The organism is Streptomyces sp. NPDC090994, assembly GCF_044768905.1.
GTDB lineage: Bacteria > Actinomycetota > Actinomycetes > Streptomycetales > Streptomycetaceae > Streptomyces.
The window spans coordinates 187479-209757 of sequence record NZ_JBIVWS010000013.1 but is presented as its reverse complement, the minus strand read 5'-3'; the positions used below and the strand labels follow the sequence as shown (position 1 = coordinate 209757).

Below are 22279 nucleotides of genomic sequence, written 5' to 3'. Positions count from 1 at the left end.
GGGCCGTGACACGCGGTCCGTCACCCGCCCGGGCGCCGCGGTCCCGCGAACGGAGCAGGGCCGCGCGCGGACCGGTGCCGGGCGGGCTGTGATGGCGGAGGGGGCGCGAGCGCCGTGCCCCCAGCCGCCGCTCGAAGGAGCCCGCCCCATGCTCACCGGCCGCACCAAGGGCCGCGCCGCCCGCCGCCGCGCCGCCCGCGTTCTGACGACCGCCGCCCTGGCCGTTGCCGCCCTGGGGCTCGGCGCCGCGCCCGGCCCCGCGGCAGTCGACACCGGCGCGGCAGCCCTGCCGGTCGCCCGCGAAGGGGGCGCCGCCCCCGGACTTCCGCACGACGAGGACCCGGGCTTCCCCGGAGAGGTTCCGGAGATCCCCGACGAGGAGGACGACCTGCCGGAGATCCCGGACGAGGAGGACGAGATTCCGGAGATCCCCGAGATCCCTGAGATCCCGGACGAGGAGGGCGAGATCCCCGAGATCCCCGGGGACGGAGAGGAAGACTCCCCGGACCCCTTCCTCGACGAGGGGGACGTCCGCACGGACGAGGCGGCGGCCGGCTCCGACCGGCGGGGCGGGGAGCCCGGCGGCGCCGGTGCGGCGGACGGCACCGGCGAGGGCGTCGTCGCCGGGGGACGGGGGCCGGCCGGGAAAGCGACCGCCGAGGTCAGCCCGGCCACGGTCCGGCCGGGAGCCCACGTCACCGTCTCCGTCTCCTGCCCGGCCACCGGCGGCTCCGCCCCGGCCTTCCTGGACGCCACCTCGAAGGCGTTCGAGAAGGGCACCGTCAAGCTCCCCAAGGTCCCCGGCCACGGGGGCGGGACGGCCGGAACCGCCTACCGGGGCACGGCCCGGATCGCCCCCGCCGGGAACTCCGGCAAGGGCCCCGCCACGGCCGGCCATGACGCCACGTACACCGTCGACGGCACCTGCCCGGCGGCGCACGGCGGCAAGGGCCACCCGTGGAGCGCGAAGCTCACCGTGTCCGGGGCGGGCGGCGGCAAGCCCTGCCACGAACCCGAACGGCCCGGCACGCCCTGCCCGACCAGACCGCCGTGTCCGGAGCCCGTACCGCACGGCGGCTCCTGCGGCGACACACCGGTCCCGAACGGCGTGCACGCGGGGCAGGGCGGCGCCTTCACCGACTCCGTGCCCGCCCTGGTCGCCGGCGGTGTCCTGATCGCGGGCGCCTGCGGCGCGGCCGTCCACCGGCTGAGCCCACGCCGACGGCGGACCACCGGGGGCGGCTGACCGTGCGTACCGGGACCGGCGCCCGGGCCGGCCGCCTGCCGCACCGCCGCGCCGCCGCCCCGCCTCGCCCCCCGCCCCGGTACCGCTCCCTGCCCCGGCTCCCGCCGTCCCCTCCCGTCCCGCCACCGGCCCGCGCTGTGATCCGCGTAACCCGGCCCCGGGGCCATGACCGGCCGGTGCGCTGGGTACTCAGAGCACGACACGACCGGTGTCACCGCGGCTGCCGGGCGGCACGAGCGGGTCACCCGCCCCGGCGACGGGGCGGCAGTGGAACTGACTGGCGGAGGTGCCCATGCGGCGGACGGTCCCGGAAGGACACGGCCCCGTCCGGTTCGGGCCGCCGCTGTCCGACGACGGTCTGCCCGTGCCGGCCGAACTGTCCGCCGTCCTCGCCGCCGCCGCGGACCGCACCGGCCAGGACCCGGTCGGCGGCGCCCCCGCCCTGCTGGACGCGGCCGCCGGCCACTGGGACCGGCGCGGCCTGCCCACCGGGCCGGGCGACGTGGTCGCCGCCCCCGGCGCCCCGCCCCTGCTGCTGGCGCTGACCGCCGCGCTCGGCGGCGACGTCCTGGTGCCGCGCCCCTGCGCCGCCTGGTGGGCGCCGTACGCGCGGCTGCTGGGCCGGCCCGTCTTCCACGTCGCCACCCCGGCCGAGTGCGGCGGCGTACCCGATCCGTACGCCCTGCTGGAGACCGTGCGCCGGGTCCGCGCCGAGGGCGGTGACCCGCGGCTGCTGGTGCTGTCCGTCGCCGACGACCCCACCGGCACCGTCGCCCCGCCCGAGGTGCTCCACGAGACCGTCGAGGCCGCCGTCGGCGAGGGCCTGCACCTGGTCAGCGACGAGACCTGGCGCGACACCCTGCACGACCCGCACGGCACCGTGCTGATCAGCCCCGCCGAGATGCTCCCCGAGCACGTCACCGTCGTCACCGACCTGGCCGGCGCGCTGCTCCCGCCCGGCTGGCCCGCCGCCGTCGCCCGCCTGCCCGGCACCGCCGCCGGAAACCGCCTGCACGCCCGTGTGCTCGACGTGCTCACCGCGCTCGGCGCCCGCGTCGCCGCCCCGGTCGCGGTCACCGCCGCGTACGCCCTCACCGAGCCCGAGCCGGTCGTCGCCCACCGGTCGGCCGCCGTCCGCCTGCACGCGCGCGTGGCCGCCGCCGCGCACGCCGTCGTGACCGGCGCGGGCGCCCTGTCCCTGCCCCCGCGCGCCGGACGGCACCTGTACGCCGACCTCGGTCCGCTGCGCCTCGCCCTGGCCGAGCGCGGCGTCGGCGACGCCCAGGAACTGGAGGACCACCTCACCGCACGGCTCGGCCGGCCCGTCCCCGGCGGCCACCGCTTCGGCGACGACCTGGCCGCCCTGCGCGTACGGCTGTCCACCGGGCCTCTGCCGGGCGCCGCGGACGAGCGGCACGCCGCGTGCCCCACCGGCCCCGATCCGCTGGAACTGCCCCAGGTGCACCGTGCGTTGAACGACCTGAAGTCGGTATTCGACGATCTCCACGACGATCGGCGATGGGAGCCCTCTCGATGACGCAGCAGTCCGAGCCGGCCACGAGCACGCCCACCCGGGAGCCCGCGGCACCGACGCCCGGCCCCGCCCCCTTCCCGCCGCTCGCCGCTCCCCGCCCCCTGGCCGAGCGCCGGGTGTGGCCGCGCGCCTTCCACGACCGGCTGACCGCCCCGCTGCCCGGCCTGAAGGCCACCGCCCGGTTCGCCCGCGAGGGCGCCGTCAGACCCGGCCGGGAGGGGCTCGCCGACATCCCCCGGCTGCCGGTCGCCCCCGGCCCGCTGCCCCGCGTCGGCGCCCACGACCTCGCCGTCACCTGGGCCGGGCACGCCAGCTGGGTCGTGCGCGTCGGCGGGCTCACCGTCCTCACCGACCCGGTGTGGTCCCGCCGCATCCTCGGCACGCCCGCCCGGATCACCCCCGTCGGCGTCCCCTGGGACGCGCTGCCGCCCGTCGACGCCGTCGTCATCAGCCACAACCACTACGACCACCTGGACGCGCCGACCCTGCGCCGGCTGCCGCGCGACACCCCGGTGTTCGTGCCGGCCGGGCTCGGCCGCTGGTTCCACCGCCGCAAGTTCACCGTCGTCACCGAGCTGGACTGGTGGGAGGCGGCCGAACTCGAGGGCGTCCGCTTCGACTTCGTACCGGCCCACCACTGGTCCAAGCGCACCCTCACCGACACCTGCCGCAGCCTGTGGGGCGGCTGGGTGCTCACCGCCCCCGGCGGCCGGCGGGTGTACTTCGCCGGCGACACGGGATACGGCCACTGGTTCTCCCGCATCGGCCGCCGCTACCCCGGCATCGACCTCGCCCTGCTCCCCATCGGCGCCTACGACCCCCGCTGGTGGCTCAGCGATGTCCACTGCGATCCGGAGGAGGCGGTCAGGGCGGCCCAGGACCTCGGCGCCCGCCGGATGGCGCCCATGCACTGGGGCACGTTCGTGCTGTCCGCCGAGCCCGTCCTGGAACCCCTCACCCGGGTCCGCGCCGCCTGGGAGCGGGCCGGCCTGCCCCGCGAGGACCTGTGGGACCTGCCGGTGGGCGCCTCCCGGGTGCTGGCCGGGTAGCCGGACCCCGCCCCGGGGCCGCTACGCCTTGGCCGGCCCCCGCAGCCGCTTCCACACGCTGGGCGCCGCGCTGATCACCACCGTCAGCACGACCGCCGCGACCACGCCCTCCCACGGCTCCTTGAACAGGGAGCCGCCCAGGATGCCGATCAGCTGGTACGTCACCGTCCAGGCCAGGCAGGCCGGCAGGTTGCCGCGGACGAAGCGGCGGGTCGGCCACTTGGCCATCAGACAGGCCAGCATCACCGGGATGCGGCCCGCCGGCACCAGCCGGGACAGCACCAGCACCGCGACCCCGTGCTCGGCGAGCTTCTCCTGCGCCTGCGCCAGCCGGTCCTCGGGAGCGCGCGAGCGGATCGCCTCCAGCCAGCGCGAGCCGTTCTTCGACTTCATGCCGCGCCGCCCCAGCCAGTACAGCGCGACGTCCCCGAGGAACGCGGCCAGCGACGCCGTCAGGAACACCAGCCCCAGGGATATCGCCGTCTGGTGGAAGGCGACCACCGCCGCCGAACTGACCAGCACCCCCGTCGGCACCACCGGGACCAGCGCCCCGATCAGCACCAGCAGGAACAGCGACGGATAACCCAGTGCCTGCTGGGTGGCGTCCGTCGGGACGACCGTCACGGCCGATCCGAGCCACGTCACCGGGCGGCCTCCAGCAGCACGCTCTCGCCGTGCCCGAGCCGGTGCACCGCCACGCCCGGCGCGTGCAGCGCGGCCAGGCGCACGAACTCATCTCCCGGCGCATGGAATTCATGGGGGCGCACGGCGTCCATCCCGATGGGCCAGTACGTGCCGTAGTGCACCGGCACCGCGCTGCGCGGAGCCAGCCGGGCCAGCGCCTGGGCCGCCCGGCCCGCGTCGAGGTGCTCCTCGCCCAGATGCGGCCCCCAGCCGCCGACCGGCAGCAGCGCCGCGTCGACCGGCCCGACCGCCTCCGCCATGCCGTCGAACAGCCCGGTGTCCCCGGCGAAATACGTGCGTCCCTCGCCCTCGACGACATAGCCGAGGGCGGGGGAGCGGCGCGGCCCCAGCGGCAGCCGCCGCCCGTCGTGCCAGGCGGGCACCGCCCGTATGCGCAGGTCACCGACGGTGATCTCGTCGCCGGGCACGACCTCGGTGACCGACAGGCCGGTCAGCCGGCGCAGCCCCGGCACCGTCCGGGGAGCCCCTCGCGGAACGAGCAGGCGCGTGCCCGGCGCGAGCCGCGCGAGCGACGGCACATGGAGATGATCGGCGTGCAGATGGGAGACGAGCGTCACATCCGCCCGCCAGGCCTCGGGCGGGGGGAGCGCGCCCCGGCGCCGCCGCAGGTGGGCGAGGCGACGGGCGAACAGGGGGTCGGTGAGCACACGTATGCCCGAGTCCTGGACCGTGCAGGTGGCATGACCCCACCAGGTGACCTCCACCGGCACCTCTTTGCCTCCTTCGCGCGACTCCCCCGAAGCCTACGTCCAGGAGTAGTGTCGGCGGCGAAACCGGAGGTGAGGGGGACGCCATGGGACCGGTGAGAGTCACGGCGATCGCGAGTCTGACGCCGCTGGAGGAACTGGACGCCGATCCGTTCCTGGTGGACTCCCGCAGCCAGCACGCCATGTGTGCCCGCTGGGCCGCCGAACACGGGTACGTCGTCGCCCGGGAACTGCTCGTCAGCCGCCTGCGGCCGGACCACGACGTCCTCTGGGACGGCGTCCGGCCCGGACACGACCTGTTCGTCGCGCCCAGCCGCCGGGTGCTGGAGAGTGCGCTCGCCTCCGTCGAGGAGTTCACCGCCCAGTGCGCGCGGCGCGGGGTGCGGGTGGAGACCGTCGGACACGCGGAGCCGTCCTACGACGCCCAGATGAAGGCGTGCGTGCACCGCAGGCTGTCCATGCCGACGGCAGGTTACGACGGCCGCTGACCAGCGGCCCGGGCCCAGACCCCCCGGGACCCTGGCCGGATCATTCCGTACCCGGACGTTGTGACACGCTGGAGAGCGGTCCGCGCCCGACGGCGGACCGGAACGTGAGGTGTGCGGAGCGTGAACCCGTGAACGCAGGGCGCTGGCGGCGGATCGCCAGTCAGATCGGCCGGAGCGTGACGGTGTGGGCCGTCTCCACGGTGACCATGCTGGTGCTGGCCGGCCTCCTGCCGGACTTCCAGCTCCAGTCCCCCGACGGGGACAGCGCGACCCAGATCGCCGTGACCGCCGCGTTCGGCGCCGGCGCCTTCGGTCTGCTGTCGGCGCTGGTGTGGCCGCTGCTGGTCCGGCTGCTGCTGCTGGTGCCGGCCCTGGTCCTCGGCCTGCTGGTGTTCTTCCTCAACGGCGCGCTGCTGCTGGTCGCGCTCCGCGTCAACCCCGCCGCGCACGGCGCCGCCGGTCCCGAGACCGCGGTCGTCGTCGCCGCCGTGATGTCGGCCGTCGCCTCCGCCACCGGCGGCGCCCTCGCCGTCCGTGACGACGACGCCTACCGGAGCCGCCTCTACCGCCTCGCCGACCGCCGCCGCAGAACCGTTCCGCCCTGTCCCGCCGGCCACGGCACCGTCTTCCTGCAACTGGACGGCGTCGGCCACGACGTCCTGAAGGCCGCCGCCGGCAAGGGCACCATGCCGACCGTCGCGCGCTGGCTCGGCGACGGCACCGCCCCCGGCACCCACCGGCTCACCCCCTGGCGCACCGACTGGTCCAGCCAGACCGGCGCCAGCCAGCTGGGCATCCTGCACGGCAGCAACCACGACATCCCGGCGTTCCGCTGGTACGAGAAGGACACCCGCGAGGTGATGGTCTGCAACCGTCCCTCCAGCGCCGCCGAACTCCAGCGCCGCGCCGTCGAGCGCACCGGTGACGGCGGGCTGCTCACCTTCGACGGGGCCAGCCGCGGCAACCTGTTCAGCGGCGGCGCCGACGAACAGGCCCTCGTGCTGTCCATCGCGGTGCGCCGCCGCAGCCGGGAGACCCGCTCCCGCGCCGGGTACTTCGCCTACTTCTCCGACCCCGCCAACGCGGTCCGCACCGCCCTCTCGTTCGGCGCCGAGGTGGCCCGCGAGATCGGCCAGTCGCTGCGCGCCCGCGTCCACAAGGTCCGCCCCCGGGTCTCCCGCGGCGGCCTCTACCCGTTCGTCCGCGCCTTCGCGACCGTCGTCGAACGGGACGTCGTGGTCGCCGCGGTCATCGGCGACATGCTCGCCGGCCGCACCGCCGTCTACGCCGACCTGGTCGCCTACGACGAGGTCGCCCACCACTCCGGACCGCACAGCCGGGACGCCGAGAAGGTCCTCGCCCGCCTCGACCGCTCCCTCGCGCTGATCGAGAAGGCCGCCGAGCACGCCCCGCGCCCGTACCGGATCGTCGTCCTGTCCGACCACGGCCAGAGCCCCGGCGAGACCTTCCGCGCCCGCTACGGCCTCACCCTCGCCGACCTGGTCCGGGCCGGCTGCGGGCTGCCCGTGCCGCGCAAGGCGCAGCGCACCCACAGCGGCGCCGAGGCCCGCAACACCGTGCGCGCCGCGATGGGCCGGCCGGTCGAGGAGGGCGGCGAGCAGCACCGTCCCTCGCGCCGCCGCTCCGAGCCCCTCGTCCTCGCCTCCGGCAACCTGGGCCTGGTCTCCTTCCCGGACGTCGGCCACCGCATGAGCCGGGAGGAGATCGACGCCCGCCACCCCGCGCTCCTCGCCACCCTCGCCAACCACCCCGGCGTCGGCTTCCTGCTGGTCCGCAGCGAGGCCCACGCGGACGACGAGCACGACGGGCTGGTGCTCGGCGCGCGCGGCGCGGAGACACCCCTGGACCGGCTCGACGAGGACCCCGGCCCGCTCGCCCCCTTCGGGCCCGGTGCCGCCGACGCCGTACGCCGCACCCACTCCTTTCCGCACACCGCCGACATCATGGTCAACTCCTCCCTCGACCCGGCCGACGGCGAGGTGCTCGCCTTCGAGGAGCAGATCGGCTCGCACGGCGGGCTCGGCGGCGCCCAGTCCCAGGCGTTCCTGCTCTCCCCGACCGCCCTGACCCCGCCGGTCGCGGAAGGGACGGAACTGGTCGGCGCCGAGCACGTCCACCGCGTACTGCGGCGCTGGCTGCGGGAGTCCGACGGCCCGCAGATACCGCTGGACGATTCACCGTCCGAGGCGCACGGAGAGACACCTTTTGCGGTGCCGGACGGGGTCGTACAGGACAAAAGCGCCTGATTTGGAGGGCCGCCCGGGTGTGTCCGACCATGGTCGGCGGCCCGGCGATCCCGGGCGGCATTTTCCAGAGAGGCGCACCACCCCCATGCACGTCACCGGGACCGTTCCCCCGCCGGCCCCGCAGCGGAACCCCGACCGGCACACCCGCCGCTTCGGCCTCCCCGTCGCCACCGCCCTGGTCATGGGCAACATCATCGGTGGCGGCATCTTCCTGCTCCCGGCCTCCGTCGCCCCCTTCGGCACGGTCAGCCTGCTCGCCTTCGGCGTCCTGACCGTCGGCGCCATCGCCCTCGCCCTGGTCTTCGGCAGGCTCGCCGCCCGCGACCCGCGCACCGGCGGCCCGTACGTCTACGCCCGCGAGGCGTTCGGCGACTTCGCCGGGTTCCTCGCCGCCTGGGCGTACTGGATCACCACCTGGGTCTCCAACGCGGCCCTCGCCGTCGCCGCCGTCGGCTACCTCGACGTGCTGATCCCGGTGAACGACCACCGCTGGACCGCCTGCCTGGCCGCGCTCGTCCTGCAGTGGCTGCCCGCGCTCGCCAACTTCGCCGGCACCCGGTACGTGGGCGCCGTGCAACTGGTCGCGACGGTGCTGAAGTTCGTACCGCTGCTGCTCGTCGCCGTCGGCGGGCTGTTCTTCTTCGACGCGGACAACCTCGGCCCGTTCAACGCGAGCGGCGGCTCCGCCGTCGGCGCGGTCTCCGCCTCCGCCGCGATCCTGCTCTTCTCCTACCTGGGCGTGGAGTCCGCCGCGGTCAGCGCCGGCGAGGTCAAGGACCCCCGGCGCACCGTCGGCCGCGCCACCGTGATCGGCACCGCGGGCGCCGCCCTGGTCTATCTGCTGGGCACCCTGTCGGTCTTCGGCACCGTCGCCCACGACCGGCTGGTCGGCTCCACCGCGCCGTTCTCCGACGCCGTGAACGCCATGTTCGGCGGCACCTGGGGCGGCTGGGCCGTCGCACTGGCCGCGCTGGTCTCCATGACCGGCTGCCTCAACGGCTGGACGCTGCTCAGCGCCCAGACCCCGTACGCCGCCGCCCAGGACGGCCTGTTCCCGTCGGCCTTCGCCCGCAAGCGGCGCGGCGTGCCCACGGTCGGCGTCGCCGTCACCGTCGTCCTGGCCTCCCTGCTCACCGTCTACAACTACGCCTCCGGCTCGGGCCAGGTCTTCGAGATCCTGGTCCTGGTCACCACCTTCACCGCGACCGTCCCCTACCTGCTGGCCACCGCCGCCCAGCTCTTCCACCTGCTCTCCGGCCGCCGCGACCGGGTGAACCGGGCGCGGCTGCTGCGGGACGCCGTGGTCGCGGCGGTGGCGGCGGCCTTCTCCCTCTGGCTGGTCGCCGGCGCCGGGTACGCGGCCGTCTACCAGGGCGTGCTGTTCCTCTTCGCGGGCGTGCTGGTGTACGCGGTGATGGCGGGCCGCCGCAAGACCGCCCTCGGCTGACCCGCCTTCCGGTAATTCGGCTGCGACAGGCTGCCCGGGCGCCCACACTGAGGGCGGACCTTCTCCCGACCCTCCCCAGGAGCCCCCCGCGTGCAGGCTGCCGTCACCGTCACCCCCGCCCGTCTTCCGGAACTGCTGCTGGGCCTCGCCACGGTGCGGCCGGTGTTCCTCTGGGGGGCGCCCGGCATCGGAAAGTCCTCCCTGGTGCGGAGCTTCGCCGAGTCGCTCGGCCTGGAGTGCGTGAGCCTGCTCGGCACCCAGCTCGCGCCGGAGGACCTGATCGGCGTACCGCAGATCCGCGACGGCCGGTCGGTGTTCTGCCCGCCCGAGGTGATCGCCCGCGACGAGCCGTACTGCCTCTTCCTGGACGAGCTGAACGCGGCCACCCCGGACGTGCAGAAGGCGTTCTACTCGCTGATCCTGGACCGCCGGATCGGCAACTACGAGCTGCCGGCGGGCTCCATCGTCATCGGCGCCGGCAACCGAGCCACCGACAACGCCCTGGCCCGCCCGATCGCCTCCGCGCTGGTCAACCGGCTCACCCACGTCCACCTGGAGGCGTCCCCGAAGGACTGGCTGGTCTGGGCGGGGGAGAACGGCATCCACCCCTGGATCACCGACCACCTCACCGACCGTCCCGACCACCTGTGGTCCAAGCCGCCCAAGACCGAGGAGCCGTTCTCCACCCCGCGCTCCTGGCACATGCTCTCCGACGCCCTGCACTCCTTCGGCCGGGACCTGGACGAGGAGACCCTCAAGGTCCTCGCCCACGGCACCCTCACCCCCGCCCACGCCACCGCCTTCTGCGGCTACGTCAAGATCGTCCGCAGCCGGTTCGGCATCGAGGCGATCATCAAGGGCGAGGCCCGCTGGCCGCACCGCCTCCAGGACCGCGACCTGCTCTACTACCTCGCCGACTCCTTCCGCGGCCGGCTCGTCAAGGAACTCCCCGCCGACAAGGAGCACATGTCGGCGAGCGGCCGGCAGACCGCGTACCGCGCCAAGTCACTGCTGGTGCAGCTGGCCGAGATATCGGTCGAGGTCGCCCAGAGCGTCATCGCCTCCGACGCCGACGGCAACCCCGTCCTGCCGTCCTGGTTCCTGGTGGAGGCGGCCCGCGACATGCCGCGCCTGGTGGAGGCCCGCCGGTGAGCCGGCCGCCCGCCAAGAAGAAGAAACGGGACCTCGCGGGGGAGGCGTTCGCCGAGGGACTCGGTCTGGTGCGGGCCAACCCGGCGCTGGCCGCCGTCGAGTTCACCGTCTGCCGCCGAGCGGACTGCGGCCTCGCGCCCCGCGACGGGCTGGTCCGCGTCGACTCCGACGGCGGCCTGCACGCCCACCCCGACCGCATGGCCGACCCCGCCGACTGGGCGTGGGCCGTCGCGCACGCCGCCCTCCACCTCGGCTTCGGCCACGTACCCGCCGCCAGGGGCGCCCGCGTCCAGCCCGACCGGTACGACCTCGCGGCGCGCTGCGTCGTCGTCAACCGGTTCCTCCAGACCTTCCCCGTGGGGCAGGCCCCCCAGGAACTGCCCCTGAGCTACCCGGACGGCGACGAGGAGCGGCTCGCCACGCTGTGGCGGCGCGACGGGCTCCCCGCGGCCTACGAGCGCTGCGGCACCGCGGGCGCCGAGGCGGACCTGCTGCTCCTGGAATGGGACGGCTGGTACGGGCCGCCCCCGGACCGGCAGCTCGCCTTCGCCACCGCGCTGACCCGGACCGTCTCCGCCGCGATGGACGTGGCGGGCGGCCGGCGTGCCACCCTGGACGGCGAGGAGCCCGCCCGCCGGCCCTGGGAGAACGCGCTGAGCTGGTTCGTCTCCTCCTACCCCCTGCTCGGCGGCATCGCGGCCGGCGTCAAGCTGATCGCCGACGCCGAACTCGCCCGCGCCCACGGCATCGCGGTCGCCGCCGTCGACACCGAGGCCGGTGAGATCTACGTCAACCCGCTGCGGCAGCTCGACGACGAGGAGTGGCGGTTCGTCCTCGCCCACGAGATGCTGCACGCCGCCCTGCGCCACGGCGACCGCACCGGCGCCCGGGACCCCTTCCTCTTCAACGTCGCCTGCGACTACGTCGTCAACGGCTGGCTGGAGGAGATGCGGGTCGGCGTCATGCCCGACGGGCTGCTGTACGACCCGTCGCTGGCCGGCCTGTCCGCCGAGGAGGTCTACGACCGCATCGCCGGCGACCCGCGCCGCGTCCGCCGCCTGGCCACCCCGCGCGGCAAGGGCGCCCGCGACGTCCTCGGCGCCCCGCTCGGACCGCCCCGCGACCACGTCGACCTCGACGAGTTCTACCGGCGCGGCCTCACCCAGGGCCTCGATCTGCACCAGGGCCGGCAGCGCGGCCTCCTGCCCGGTGGGCTCGTCGAGGAGATCCGCGCGCTCAGCCACCCGCCGCTGCCCTGGGACGCCCGGCTGGCCCGCTGGTTCGACGAGTTCGTGCCGCGCCCCGAGCCGCTCAGGACGTACGCGCGGCCCTCGCGGCGGCAGGCGGCGACCCCCGACATCCCGCGCGCCGGACGGTACTTCCCGCCCGAGGAGGTCACCCGCTGCACCTTCGGCGTGGTCCTGGACACCTCCGGCTCCATGAACCGCGTCCTGCTCGGCAAGGCGCTCGGCGCCATCGCCTCCTACGCCGAGGCCCGGGACGTCCCGGCCGCCCGGGTCGTGTTCTGCGACGCCGCGCCGCACGACGCCGGGTACCTGGCCGTCACCGAGATCGCCGGCCGGGTCCGGGTGCGCGGCCGGGGCGGCACCGTGCTCCAGCCCGGCGTCGACCTGCTGCACCGCGCCGACGACTTCCCGCCCACCGCGCCGGTACTGATCATCACCGACGGCTGGTGCGACACCCTGCGGGTGCGCCGCGAGCACGCCTACCTCCTCCCACGGGGCGCACGGCTCCCGTTCGCGCCCAAGGGCCCCCTCTTCCACGTGAGCTGAACCCGGGTGTGATCGGATAGGGGGCGGACCCATCCGATTCGCGAAAGGACCTGCCGTGGCCACCACGCGCTCCGCACACACCGTCTGGGAAGGCAACCTGTTCGAGGGCAACGGCGTTGTCACCTTCGACTCGTCCGGCATCGGCGAGCAGCCGGTGTCCTGGCCGTCCCGCGCCGAGCAGGCGAACGGGAAGACCAGCCCCGAGGAGCTGATCGCCGCCGCCCACTCGTCCTGCTTCTCCATGGCGCTGTCCAACGGCCTGACCGGCGCCGGCACCCCGCCCACCAAGCTGGTCACCTCGGCCGACGTCACCTTCCAGCCCGGTGAGGGCATCACCGGCATCCACCTCACCGTGGAGGGCACCGTCGAGGGCCTCGACAACGACGCGTTCGTCGCCGCCGCCGAGGACGCCAAGAAGAACTGCCCGGTCAGCCAGGCCCTGACCGGCACGACCATCACCCTGTCGGCGAAGCTGGCCTGATCAGGCCGCCGCACCCCTTCCGCCGGGGCCGGGGCTCCGGGCCGCCTCCCCTTGACAACAGCACGCTCAAGTTTTGTGCTGGAGGAGCAGCCACCCGGAGGGCCACGGCGGAAGGGGACGGCATGGGACGCGCGGTCGGTATCGATCTCGGGACCACGAACTCCGTGGTGGCCGTCCTGGAGGGCGGCGAGCCCACCGTCGTCGCCAACGCGGAGGGCGCCCGGACGACGCCCTCGGTGGTGGCCTTCGCCAAGAACGGCGAGGTGCTGGTCGGCGAGGTCGCCAAACGGCAGGCGGTCACCAACGTGGAGCGCACCGCCCGCTCCGTGAAACGGCACATGGGGGACGCCGGATGGCGCTTCCCCGAGCAGGGCGACATCGACGGCACCCGCTACCGGGCGCAGGAACTGTCCGCGCGGGTGCTCCAGAAGCTGAAGCGGGACGCCGAGGCGTACCTCGGCGAGGACGTCACCGACGCCGTGATCACCGTCCCCGCCTACTTCGACGACGCCCAGCGGCAGGCGACCAAGGAGGCCGGGGAGATCGCCGGCCTGAAGGTGCTGCGGATCATCAACGAGCCCACGGCGGCGGCCCTGGCGTACGGCCTGGACCGGGAGAACGACCAGACGGTCCTCGTCTTCGACCTCGGCGGCGGCACCTTCGACGTGTCGCTCCTGGAGATGGGCGAGGGCGTCATCGAGGTCAAGGCCACCAACGGCGACACCCTGCTCGGCGGCGACGACTGGGACCAGCGGGTCGTCGACCACCTCGTCGAACGCTTCACAGGGCAGTACGGCATCGATCTCGGCCGGGACAAGATGGCGGCGCAGCGGCTGCGCGAGGGCGCCGAGAGGGCCAAGATCGAACTGTCCTCGGCCAGTGAGACCACCGTCAGCCTGCCCTACGTCACCGCCTCCGCGGAGGGCCCCCTCCACCTGGACGAGAAGCTGACCCGCACCCGGTTCCAGGAGCTGACCGCCGATCTCCTGGACCGCTGCAAGGCCCCCTTCCACCAGGCCGTCCAGGACGCCGGCGTCGAACTCTCCGCCGTCGACCACGTCATCCTGGTCGGCGGCTCCACCCGGATGCCCGCCGTCACCGGCCTGGTGCGCGAACTCACCGGCAAGGACCCGCACAAGGGCGTCAACCCCGACGAGGTCGTCGCGGTCGGCGCCGCCCTCCAGGCGGGCGTCCTGCGCGGCGACGTCAAGGACGTGCTGCTGCTCGACGTCACCCCGCTGTCCCTCGGCATCGAGACCAAGGGCGGCATCATGACCAAGCTGATCGAGCGCAACACCACGATTCCGACCCGGCGTTCGGAGATCTTCACCACCGCCGCAGACAACCAGCCCTCCGTCGGCGTCCAGGTCTACCAGGGCGAACGCGAGATCGCCGCCTACAACAAGAAGCTCGGCGTCTTCGACCTCACCGGCCTGCCGCCCGCCCCGCGCGGCGTCCCGCAGATCGAGGTGGCCTTCGACATCGACGCCAACGGCATCATGCACGTCTCCGCCAAGGACCTCGCCACCGGCCGCGAGCAGAAGATGACCGTCACCGGCGGCTCGGCGCTCCCCAAGGAGGACATCGACCGCATGATGCGGGAGGCCGAGCAGTACGCCGACGAGGACCGCGGGCGCCGCGAGGCCGCCGAGACCCGCAACCATGCCGAACAACTCGTGTACCAGACGGAGAAGTTCGTCCGCGACAACGGCGACAAGATCCCCGAGGCCACCCGCGCCGAGGTCGAGTCCGCCGTCACCGGCCTGAAGGCCCTGCTGGAACGGCAGGCCGACACCGCCGAGCTGCGGGCCGGCGTCGAGCGACTCGCCGGTGTCAGCCAGCGCATGGGCCAGGCGATGTACGCGCAGGCCGGGCAGCCACCGTCCGAGGGCGCCGCGCCCCCGCGGGAGCAGGGCGACGACGACGCGGTGGTGGACGCGGAGATCGTCGACGACGACAAGGGCGGCGGCGGGGACTGACGGGGACCGGGTGTGAAGCGGTCCCCCCGAGCCGCCGCACCCGTCGTCTTCGTCAGGTCGTCGTCAGGTCGTCTTCGTCAGGGCTTGCGGGCGACGCCGGCGTAGAACAGGTCCGTGGGGCCGGTGCCGGGCGGGGTCGGGGAGGGGTCGGGCCGCCACTGGACGCCCGGGACCAGGCCCGGGTCGACCAGCTCCAGTCCGGTGAAGAACCGGCTGATCTCGGCGTGGCTGCGGACGGTGAGGAACACGCCGCGGTCGCGGTAGACCTGGAGGGCGCGGGCGGTGCTGTCCGGGTCGAAGTCGGCGGTGGTGTGGGACAGCACCAGGTAGCTGCCGGGCGCGAGGGCCGCCAGGAGCCGGCCGACGGTGTCGTAGGCGTGGTCGTCGGGCAGGAAGTGCAGCAGGGCGATCAGGGACAGCCCGACGGGCCGGGACAGGTCCAGGGTGCGGGCCGCCGCCTCGATGATGGTCCCGGGGTCGCGGGCGTCGGCCTGGACGTAGTCGGTGGAGCCCTCGGGGGCGCTGCGGAGCAGGGCCTGGGCGTGGGCGAGGACGATCGGGTCGTTGTCGACGTAGACCACGCGGGCCGCGGGGTCGGTGCGCTGCGCGACCTCGTGCAGGTTCGGGCTGGTGGGGATGCCGGTGCCGATGTCGAGGAACTGCCGCACGCCGGCCTCCGCGGCCAGGAAGCGGACGGCGCGGTGCATGAACGCCCGGTTGGCGAGGGCGGGGCCGCGGCCGTGCGGCAGCCCTTGCAGGACGCGTTCGGCGGCCTCCGCGTCGACCGGGTAGTTGTCCTTGCCGCCCAGGTAGTAGTCGTACATCCGGGCCGGGTGCGGCTTGGACGTGTCGATCTTCAGTCCTGGCCCCTGGGTGTCATCGGTCATGACGGCCTCGTCGCTTCGAGAAGTGGATACCGGCGAGAGCGAATGTATCTCCGGTGGCGGACAGGGCAGTTGGCGGGGCAGTCGACGGGAAGGCCGGGCTCCGGACCGGGAGCGGCCCGCACGTCACCGGACCAGTGCCTCGGCGAGTTCCTGCGGGCGCGCGGCGAACGGGCTGTGGCTGCCCGGCAGGGTACGGACGGTGAACGGCTCGCCCGGCACGGCCCGGTCGGCCTCCGCGATCATCAGGTCCTGCACGGCCGCCGGCAGCGCCCGGTCGTCCGCGCAGCGTACGAACGTACGCGGGATCCGGCCCCACCGTGCCGCGGTCAGGGTGACGGGGGCCGACGGGAGCGCCAGCGGCAGATCGGGGCTCAGCGCGGAACGCCAGCGGTCGAAGCGGTCGGCGGGCGTGTCGTGGTAGTGGGTCTGCCGCAGTTCCTCGACGTAGTCCGGGTCCGGCGAGAGCGGGTCGATCCGCAGGGCACCCAGCGCCTCGGGGTCACCGAGGTGGAGGCCCTGCCCCCGGGCGGTGGCGTTCTCGGGTGTGCTCAGGTAGTCGGAGAACCGGGGGCGGCCGGCCGGGACGAAGGCGGAGAGGTAGACGACGCGGTCGACCAACTCGGGCGCGCGCTCCGCGGCCAGCGACGCGGGGCCGCCGCCCGCGCTGTGCGCGACGAGCACGACACGGCCGTAGCGGCGGACCCGGCGCAGTGTGTCCAGGACGGCGGTGGCGCAGTCGTCCATCGTCAGACCGGCCAGCCGTGACCGCTCGGTCGGCAGACCGGGGCGGCCGGGCAGCAGGTATCCGCTGGGCAGGGGAGCGCCGAAGCCGTGCCCGGGCAGGTCGACGGCGACGCTCGCGGCACCGAGACCGGCGAGCGCCCGCTGCGTCGCCGCCCACTGCCAGGAGCCGTGCCAGGCACCGTGGACCAGGACGAAGACGGTGTGGTTCAGGCCGGAAGGAGTCATGGCCCCATCTCAACCGGCCGTGCCGGATCGATCCAGGGGAAGATATGGCAGGGTGAGCGGCGATACTTCGCAGGTATGGACGGAGCGGCATGGAAGCGCGGCATCTGCGGTACGCGCTCGCCCTCGCCGAGCACGGACACTTCGGCCGGGCGGCCCGCGCGCTGGGGATCGCGCAGCCCCCGCTGTCCAGACAGATCGCCGACCTGGAGCGCGAGACCGGGACGCGGCTGTTCGACCGGACGCGCCAGGGCGTGCTGCCGACCGCCGCGGGTGAGGCGTTCCTCGCCCGGGCGCGGCGGGCGCTGGACGAGATGGCGGCGGCCGCGGTCGACGCCGGCCGGGCGGCACGCGGCGAGACGGGCCGGCTGCGGCTGGGGTTCATCGCCTCCGCCCTGCTCGACCCGCTCCCGGACGTGCTGGGCCGGTTCGGCCGCGAGCGGCCCGACGTACGGCTGGAACTGCACGAGATGGCATCCCGTCACAGCGCCGCCGCCCTCGTCGCCGGAGAACTGGACGTGGCCGTCACCCTCGGACCGCCGCGCGGCGCCGGGGCCGAGCACCTGGTGTCCGTCCCGGTCGGGCACGACCGTCTGATCGCCGTGGTCGGCAGCACCCACCCCTATGCGGGCCAGGCGTCGGTGAGCGTGGACCAGTTGCGACGGCAGCCGCTGATCGTGGCCGCCGGGGAGGACGAGCCCGCCGTCGCCACCGGCCTGCGCGCCCTGCTGGGCGAGGACGCCGCCGCGCTGGACGGTGCCACCGTGGCCAGGGACGTGCACACCATCATGGGCCTGGCGGCCTGCGGGATCGGAATCGGCCTCGGGCCCTCGCGCATGCGGTCGGCCCCGCGACCGGGCATCCGATTCTGCGAGGTGACCCCCAGGACGGCGCTGCCCGACCTGGTCCTGTCCTTCGCCGACCGGGACCGCTCCCCGGCGCTGGGCGCCTTCCTCGACATCGTCCGCGACAACTGCCCCGGCGTCGGTGCCGCACTCGACCGGCGGCTGGGCCACGCATGAGAACCGGCCCACTGCGCCGCCCGCTTCATGCCGGAGGCGGGGAGGGGCGGGCGCGAGGCGGTGGATAGCCTTCCGGGGGAGCGGGAGGAGGAGGCCCCTGACGCACGCTCCCCGGGTTCTCCGCAGGACCTGTTCCCAGAGCCCCGTTCCCAGGGCCCGGCGTCCGGGCCGATACACGTGAGACCGCGAGGTGAGAGGCCCCATGTTCACGACCCGCCCCACCCTCCAGGGCACCTTCGGCATGGTGTCCTCCACCCACTGGCTGGCCTCCGCCGCCGCCATGGCCGTACTGGAGGACGACGGCAACGCCTTCGACGCGGCGGTCGCCGCGGCGTTCACGCTGCACGTCGTGGAACCGCATCTGAACGGCCCGGCGGGTGAGGTGCCCGTCGTCCTGGCCCCTGCCGGGTCCGCCCCCCGGGTGCTGTGCGGTCAGGGGCCCGCGCCGGCCGGAGCGAGCATCGCCCACTACACCTCCCTCGGTCTCGACCTGGTCCCCGGCACCGGCCCGCTGGCCGCCGCCGTGCCCGGCGCGTTCGACGCCTGGCTGCTGCTCCTGCGCGACCACGGCACCAAGTCCCTCGCGGACGTACTGAAGTACGCCATCGGGTACGCCGAGCACGGGCATCCGGCGGTCGAACGGGTCGGGGCGACGGTCGAGACGGTGCGGGAGCTGTTCGAGACGGAGTGGACCACCTCCGCCGAGGTCTACCTCCCCGGCGGCCGGCCCCCGGCACCGGGCGCCCTGCTGAAGAACCCGGCGCTGGCGGCGACGTGGCGGCGGCTGCTCACCGAGGCGCGGGCCGCGGCCGGGGGCGCCGTCGGCTCCGCGCGCCGGGAGGCCGAGATCGAGGCGGCCCGCCGCACCTGGCGGGAGGGCTTCATCGCCGAGGCGCTCGCCGGCTTCGCCGCCCGGCCCGTCATGGACACCTCCGGCGAACGGCACGCGGGCACTCTCACCGGCGACGACCTCGCTGCGTACACCGCGCACTACGAGGAGCCGGTCACCCACACCTGGAACGGCTGGACCGTCGCCAAGGCCGGCCCCTGGAGCCAGGGCCCGGCCCTGCTCCAGCAACTCGCCCTGCTGGACGACGACTTCGGCACACCGGGCAGCGGCGCGGCCTACGGGAGCGCCGCCTACGTGCACACCCTCGTCGAGGGCACCAAGCTGGCGATGGCCGACCGCGAGGCCTGGTACGGCGACGCCGAGGGCGCCGGCGTACCCCTGCGCACGCTGCTGTCGCCGCGGTACAGCGCGGGGCGGCGGGCGCTGATCGACGCCCGGCAGGCCTCGTACGAGCTGCGGCCCGGCAGTCCCGACGGGCGTACGCCCCGGCTGCCGGCGGCCGCCTCCCCGGACGCGGACCCGAGCGTGGCCGTGACGCCCGGCGCGGGGGAGCCGACCGTCGCCCGGGACGGCGCGACCCGCGGCGACACCTGCCACGTCGATGTCGTCGACCGCTGGGGCAACATGGTCTCGGCCACGCCCAGCGGGGGCTGGCTCCAGTCCAACCCCGTCGTGCCCGGCCTCGGCTTCCCGCTGGGCACCCGGCTCCAGATGACCTGGCTGGAGCCCGGCCTGCCGAACTCCCTGACCCCCGGCCGCCGCCCCCGCACCACCCTCACTCCCTCCCTCGCCCTGCGCGACGGGGTGCCGGTGCTCGCCTTCGGCACACCCGGCGGCGACCAGCAGGACCAGTGGAGCCTGCACTTCCTGCTCGCCGTGGCCCTGCGCGAGAAGTTCCGCGGCGGGTACGACCTGCAAGGCGCGATAGACGCCCCGAACTGGCACACCGAGAGCTTCCCGTCGTCGTTCTACCCGCGGCTCACGGACCCGGGTTCGCTCGTCCTGGAATCCCGCTTCGGCGACGACGTGATCGCCGGCCTGCGCCGCCGCGGGCACCGCGTCACGGTCTCCGGCCCCTGGTCGGAGGGGCGGCTGTGCGCGGTCGCCCGCGACCCGGAGACGGGGGTGCTGTCGGCGGCGGCGAACCCGCGCATGATGCAGGGGTACGCCGTCGGGAGGTAGCGGGGCGACGACGGTGCGGCGCGGCGGCGAGCGCGGAGGTCACCGCCGCGCGTCGGCGGTCCCGGGCGGCAGGGTCGCGCACACCGCGTCCAGGACGCACGCGTACGGCGTGCCGAGGGCGGTGAGCCGGGAGCGGAGCCGCGCCAGGGCGTCGTGGTGCTCGACGAGCAGCCCGGTGTCGCCGGTGCGGGAGGCCAGCTCCAGCACGGCGGGCAGGAAGTCGGGCCGTTCCCCGTCGGCGCACTCCAGCCCGTGGGCGCGGTACCGCTCCTCGAAGCGGGCCGGGGACGACCCGCGCAGCCCGGCGTCGCCCCCGCCCCACCAGCCGAGATGGAGGCTGTGCGGGTCGCCGGAGCCGAAGACGGCGGCGTAGTGGGCCTGGAGGTCGCGCGGGAGCGTCACCGCCGCGTGGTCGGTGAACCCCCGCAGCTGCGGCGCCGCTTCGCGCAGCAGCGGCAGCCGGTCCCGGAGACCGTCGTCCGGGTACGTCAGACAGAGCGCCGCCGCCTGGTACAGCACCGCGAAACCGGGCATCGGACCTCCCTCGCCGGCCCCGGTTCACGAACCTAGGGCCGGGCGGGGGAGCGCACCCGTTCACGGCGCCCGTACGGGTCTGCCCGGGAGGGCGTCCCCGGGAGACGCCCCGGCGGCGTCAGGGCTTGCGGGCCACCCCCGCGTACACCGGCACGATGCCCTCCGCCTGCACCGCCACGTCCTCCGGCTCCGGGCGCCACCCGGTCACCGGGATCACGCCGGGACCCAGCAGCTCCAGCCCTTCGAAGAACCGCGCGAACTCGGCCAGCGGACGCGGGTGGAACGGTGTGCCGCCGCGGGCGAACAGCGCGGCGGCCTTGCCGACGGCCTCCGGGTTCAGGTCCGCGGTGACCTGCGACAGGATCAGGAAGCTGCCCGGGGCGAGGGCGTCGACGTACCGCTTCAGCAGGCCGTGCGCGTCGTCGCCGTCGGCCGCGTCACCGAGGTAGTGGGTCAGGGCCACCAGCGACAGGGCGACCGGCCGGCCGAGGTCCAGGGACTCGCCCGCCGCCCCCAGGACCGTGTCCGGGTCGCGGACGTCGGCGTGGACGTAGTCGGTGGAGCCCTCGGCGCAACCGTGCAGCAGCGCCTCGGCGTGCCGCAGCACGATCGGGTCGTTGTCCGCGTACACCACCCGGCACTCGGGTGCGACGTCCTGCGCCACCTGGTGCAGGTTGGGCTGGGTCGGGATGCCGGTGCCGATGTCGAGGAACTGCCGGAGGCCGGCCTGGGCGGCGGTACGGACCGCGCGGTGCATGAACCGGCGGTTGGCGCGGGCGCCGCGCACCGCCGTCTCGTCGGCGGCGAGGATCTTGCGGGCCAGTTCCTCGTCCACCGGGTAGTTGTCCTTGCCGCCCAGCCACCAGTCGTAGACACGGGCGGGGTGCGGCCGGCTGGTGTCGATGGCGGGCACGGCGTCGGGTCGGGTCATGCGCGGCGGTCTCCTCGTGATGCGACGGTGGGTGCGGGGCTTGCGCGTGCGGGGCGGCGGACCGGTCAGCAGCGCTCGCGGTACTCGCGCAGGATCTTCTGGGTGCGCTGGGCGGAGGCGGCCAGCGCCGTCATGTGGTCCAGCACCTCCAGGTGCGTGGAGACCTCGTCCCGGGAGTCCAGGTACAGGGCGCCGGTCAGGTACTCGGTGAACACCATGTCGGGCAGCTCCGGCTCCGCGAACCGGAACAGCGTGAACGGCGCGTACGTCCCCGGGTGCGGACCGGTGGCGAACTCGGCGACCTGGAGGGTCACCCGCTCCCGGCCGGCGAAGTCCAGCAGCTTGTCGAGCTGTTCGCGCATGACCCGGCCGTCGGCGCTCACCGGGCGGCGCAGCACCGTCTCGTCCATGACCACCCACAGGTGCGGCGGCTGCTCGCGCTCCAGCAGCGCCTGCCGCTCCATGCGCAGCGCCACGTGCCGTTCGACGGCGCCCTCGTCGGAGCTGTTGCCGATGGTCCCGGTCTCCAGCACGGCCCGCGCGTACTCCTCGGTCTGGAGCAGCCCCGGCACGAAGTGCGGCTCGTAGGACCGGATGATGCGGGCGGCGCCCTCCAGGCTGACGTACAGGCTGAACCACTCGGGCAGCACGTCGTGGTAGCGCTGCCACCAGCCGGGCCGGTTCGCCTCCTCGGCGAGGTCGACGAAGGACGACACCTCGCCGTCGGGCACCCCGTAGGCGGTCAGCAGGATCTGGACGTACGGGATCTTCAGCGCGACCTCGGCCGTCTCCATCCGCCGTACGGTGGCCGGGGCCACCCGCAGCACCTTCGCGGCGGCCTCGCGGCTCAGTCCGGATCTCTCGCGCAGCTCCTGGAGCCGCTTCCCCAGCACCACCTGACCCACGGTGGGTGCGGGCCTACGGTCACTCACGCCACGCCCCTCCAACGCGCCGAAGTACTTCACCAGTCTTTCACGCCACCCCGCCCGTCCCACAAGGGAGGTCCGGCGGCGGGGGCTGTGGCAGGCTGGGCGGGAGACCCGTCCGGCACCCAGGAAG

Annotated in this window: 19 protein-coding genes; 12 read left to right on the top strand and 7 right to left on the bottom strand. The window is 74.8% G+C overall.

The genetic code is table 11. The features are described from left to right. Nucleotides 1-148 precede the first annotated feature (148 nt). The 3 genes from ACIQR3_RS25435 to ACIQR3_RS25425 all read left to right on the top strand — a co-directional run bounded on the left by ACIQR3_RS25435 (nucleotide 149) and on the right by ACIQR3_RS25425 (nucleotide 3829). Nucleotides 149-1246 carry a hypothetical protein gene (locus ACIQR3_RS25435; RefSeq protein ID WP_403542757.1) on the top strand — a complete coding sequence of 366 codons (1098 nt, stop codon included), beginning with the start codon at nucleotides 149-151 and terminating at the stop codon, nucleotides 1244-1246. 292 nt (nucleotides 1247-1538) lie between these two features. Then, nucleotides 1539-2783: an aminotransferase class I/II-fold pyridoxal phosphate-dependent enzyme gene (locus ACIQR3_RS25430; protein ID WP_403542755.1), complete on the top strand. Its 1245-nt coding sequence runs from the start codon at nucleotides 1539-1541 to the stop codon at nucleotides 2781-2783. Next, nucleotides 2780-3829, top strand: coding sequence for an MBL fold metallo-hydrolase (locus ACIQR3_RS25425; protein ID WP_403542753.1), 1050 nt, complete (start codon nucleotides 2780-2782; stop codon nucleotides 3827-3829). The genes ACIQR3_RS25430 and ACIQR3_RS25425 overlap by 4 nt, the downstream gene beginning before the upstream one ends. 21 nt (nucleotides 3830-3850) lie before the next feature. Here ACIQR3_RS25425 and ACIQR3_RS25420 read toward each other — a convergent pair whose 3' ends face one another. Then, complete coding sequence (locus tag ACIQR3_RS25420; RefSeq protein ID WP_403542751.1) at nucleotides 3851-4474, bottom strand: DedA family protein; 624 nt, start codon at nucleotides 4472-4474, stop codon at nucleotides 3851-3853. Beyond that, nucleotides 4471-5244, bottom strand: a complete 774-nt coding sequence (locus ACIQR3_RS25415) for an MBL fold metallo-hydrolase (protein ID WP_403542750.1) — start codon at nucleotides 5242-5244, stop codon at nucleotides 4471-4473. The genes ACIQR3_RS25420 and ACIQR3_RS25415 overlap by 4 nt, the downstream gene beginning before the upstream one ends. An 83-nt stretch (nucleotides 5245-5327) precedes the next feature. Here ACIQR3_RS25415 and ACIQR3_RS25410 point away from each other — a divergent pair, with 83 nt between their 5' ends. The 7 genes from ACIQR3_RS25410 (at nucleotide 5328) to dnaK (ending at nucleotide 14848) form a co-directional block, all read left to right on the top strand. Beyond that, nucleotides 5328-5729, top strand: a complete 402-nt coding sequence (locus tag ACIQR3_RS25410) for a hypothetical protein (protein WP_215173260.1) — start codon at nucleotides 5328-5330, stop codon at nucleotides 5727-5729. A gap of 128 nt (nucleotides 5730-5857) precedes the next feature. After that, a complete protein-coding gene (locus ACIQR3_RS25405; RefSeq protein ID WP_403542749.1) occupies nucleotides 5858-7996 on the top strand; it encodes an alkaline phosphatase family protein in 2139 nt (712 codons plus the stop codon). A gap of 85 nt (nucleotides 7997-8081) precedes the next feature. Next, nucleotides 8082-9443 (top strand): amino acid permease, encoded by a 1362-nt coding sequence (locus ACIQR3_RS25400; RefSeq protein WP_403542747.1) that lies wholly within the window; start codon nucleotides 8082-8084, stop codon nucleotides 9441-9443. 90 nt (nucleotides 9444-9533) lie between these two features. Next, on the top strand, nucleotides 9534-10595 hold the full coding sequence (locus tag ACIQR3_RS25395; protein ID WP_403542745.1) for an ATP-binding protein: 1062 nt from the start codon (nucleotides 9534-9536) through the stop codon (nucleotides 10593-10595). Next, nucleotides 10592-12388, top strand: coding sequence for a hypothetical protein (locus tag ACIQR3_RS25390; RefSeq protein WP_403542744.1), 1797 nt, complete (start codon nucleotides 10592-10594; stop codon nucleotides 12386-12388). Before ACIQR3_RS25395 ends, ACIQR3_RS25390 begins: the two co-directional genes overlap by 4 nt. Before the next feature lie 55 nt (nucleotides 12389-12443). Then, nucleotides 12444-12869, top strand: a complete 426-nt coding sequence (locus tag ACIQR3_RS25385; RefSeq protein WP_403542742.1) for an OsmC family protein — start codon at nucleotides 12444-12446, stop codon at nucleotides 12867-12869. Between the two features lie 122 nt (nucleotides 12870-12991). After that, nucleotides 12992-14848 carry a molecular chaperone DnaK gene (gene dnaK, locus ACIQR3_RS25380; protein ID WP_403542741.1) on the top strand — a complete coding sequence of 619 codons (1857 nt, stop codon included), beginning with the start codon at nucleotides 12992-12994 and terminating at the stop codon, nucleotides 14846-14848. A gap of 77 nt (nucleotides 14849-14925) precedes the next feature. Here dnaK and ACIQR3_RS25375 read toward each other — a convergent pair whose 3' ends face one another. Both ACIQR3_RS25375 and ACIQR3_RS25370 read right to left on the bottom strand, forming a co-directional pair. Next, a complete protein-coding gene (locus ACIQR3_RS25375; protein ID WP_403542740.1) occupies nucleotides 14926-15735 on the bottom strand; it encodes an SAM-dependent methyltransferase in 810 nt (269 codons plus the stop codon). A gap of 123 nt (nucleotides 15736-15858) precedes the next feature. Continuing rightward, nucleotides 15859-16704, bottom strand: a complete 846-nt coding sequence (locus ACIQR3_RS25370) for an alpha/beta fold hydrolase (protein ID WP_403542738.1) — start codon at nucleotides 16702-16704, stop codon at nucleotides 15859-15861. Between the two features lie 89 nt (nucleotides 16705-16793). Between ACIQR3_RS25370 and ACIQR3_RS25365 the strand changes: the two genes are divergently transcribed. Both ACIQR3_RS25365 and ACIQR3_RS25360 read left to right on the top strand, forming a co-directional pair. Next, nucleotides 16794-17723, top strand: a complete 930-nt coding sequence (locus ACIQR3_RS25365; protein ID WP_403542736.1) for a LysR family transcriptional regulator — start codon at nucleotides 16794-16796, stop codon at nucleotides 17721-17723. A gap of 202 nt (nucleotides 17724-17925) precedes the next feature. Further along, the gene (locus ACIQR3_RS25360; protein WP_403542734.1) at nucleotides 17926-19755 is read left to right on the top strand and encodes a gamma-glutamyltransferase family protein; all 1830 of its coding nucleotides are present in this window, start codon (nucleotides 17926-17928) and stop codon (nucleotides 19753-19755) included. Nucleotides 19756-19794: 39 nt separating this feature from the next. Here the strand turns inward: ACIQR3_RS25360 and ACIQR3_RS25355 are convergent, their stop codons facing one another. From ACIQR3_RS25355 to ACIQR3_RS25345, 3 genes are all read right to left on the bottom strand, one after another. Beyond that, nucleotides 19795-20289: a nitrate reductase molybdenum cofactor assembly chaperone gene (locus ACIQR3_RS25355; RefSeq protein WP_403542732.1), complete on the bottom strand. Its 495-nt coding sequence runs from the start codon at nucleotides 20287-20289 to the stop codon at nucleotides 19795-19797. A gap of 118 nt (nucleotides 20290-20407) precedes the next feature. Then, nucleotides 20408-21220: an SAM-dependent methyltransferase gene (locus ACIQR3_RS25350; RefSeq protein WP_403542730.1), complete on the bottom strand. Its 813-nt coding sequence runs from the start codon at nucleotides 21218-21220 to the stop codon at nucleotides 20408-20410. Between the two features lie 65 nt (nucleotides 21221-21285). After that, on the bottom strand, nucleotides 21286-22152 hold the full coding sequence (locus ACIQR3_RS25345) for a helix-turn-helix domain-containing protein (RefSeq protein WP_403542728.1): 867 nt from the start codon (nucleotides 22150-22152) through the stop codon (nucleotides 21286-21288). Between the last annotated feature and the right edge of the window lie 127 nt (nucleotides 22153-22279).

What these genes read in the sequence shown, in the direction of transcription:
- ACIQR3_RS25435 (WP_403542757.1), top strand. Translation starts at nt 149, where the DNA reads ATGCTCACCGGCCGCACCAAGGGCCGCGCCGCCCGCCGCCGCGCCGCC.
- ACIQR3_RS25430 (WP_403542755.1), top strand. Translation starts at nt 1,539, where the DNA reads ATGCGGCGGACGGTCCCGGAAGGACACGGCCCCGTCCGGTTCGGGCCG.
- ACIQR3_RS25425 (WP_403542753.1), top strand. Translation starts at nt 2,780, where the DNA reads ATGACGCAGCAGTCCGAGCCGGCCACGAGCACGCCCACCCGGGAGCCC.
- ACIQR3_RS25410 (WP_215173260.1), top strand. Translation starts at nt 5,328, where the DNA reads ATGGGACCGGTGAGAGTCACGGCGATCGCGAGTCTGACGCCGCTGGAG.
- ACIQR3_RS25400 (WP_403542747.1), top strand. Translation starts at nt 8,082, where the DNA reads ATGCACGTCACCGGGACCGTTCCCCCGCCGGCCCCGCAGCGGAACCCC.
- dnaK (WP_403542741.1), top strand. Translation starts at nt 12,992, where the DNA reads ATGGGACGCGCGGTCGGTATCGATCTCGGGACCACGAACTCCGTGGTG.
- ACIQR3_RS25375 (WP_403542740.1), bottom strand. Translation starts at nt 15,735, where the DNA reads ATGACCGATGACACCCAGGGGCCAGGACTGAAGATCGACACGTCCAAG.
- ACIQR3_RS25370 (WP_403542738.1), bottom strand. Translation starts at nt 16,704, where the DNA reads ATGACTCCTTCCGGCCTGAACCACACCGTCTTCGTCCTGGTCCACGGT.
- ACIQR3_RS25365 (WP_403542736.1), top strand. Translation starts at nt 16,794, where the DNA reads ATGGAAGCGCGGCATCTGCGGTACGCGCTCGCCCTCGCCGAGCACGGA.
- ACIQR3_RS25360 (WP_403542734.1), top strand. Translation starts at nt 17,926, where the DNA reads ATGTTCACGACCCGCCCCACCCTCCAGGGCACCTTCGGCATGGTGTCC.
- ACIQR3_RS25355 (WP_403542732.1), bottom strand. Translation starts at nt 20,289, where the DNA reads ATGCCCGGTTTCGCGGTGCTGTACCAGGCGGCGGCGCTCTGTCTGACG.
- ACIQR3_RS25350 (WP_403542730.1), bottom strand. Translation starts at nt 21,220, where the DNA reads ATGACCCGACCCGACGCCGTGCCCGCCATCGACACCAGCCGGCCGCAC.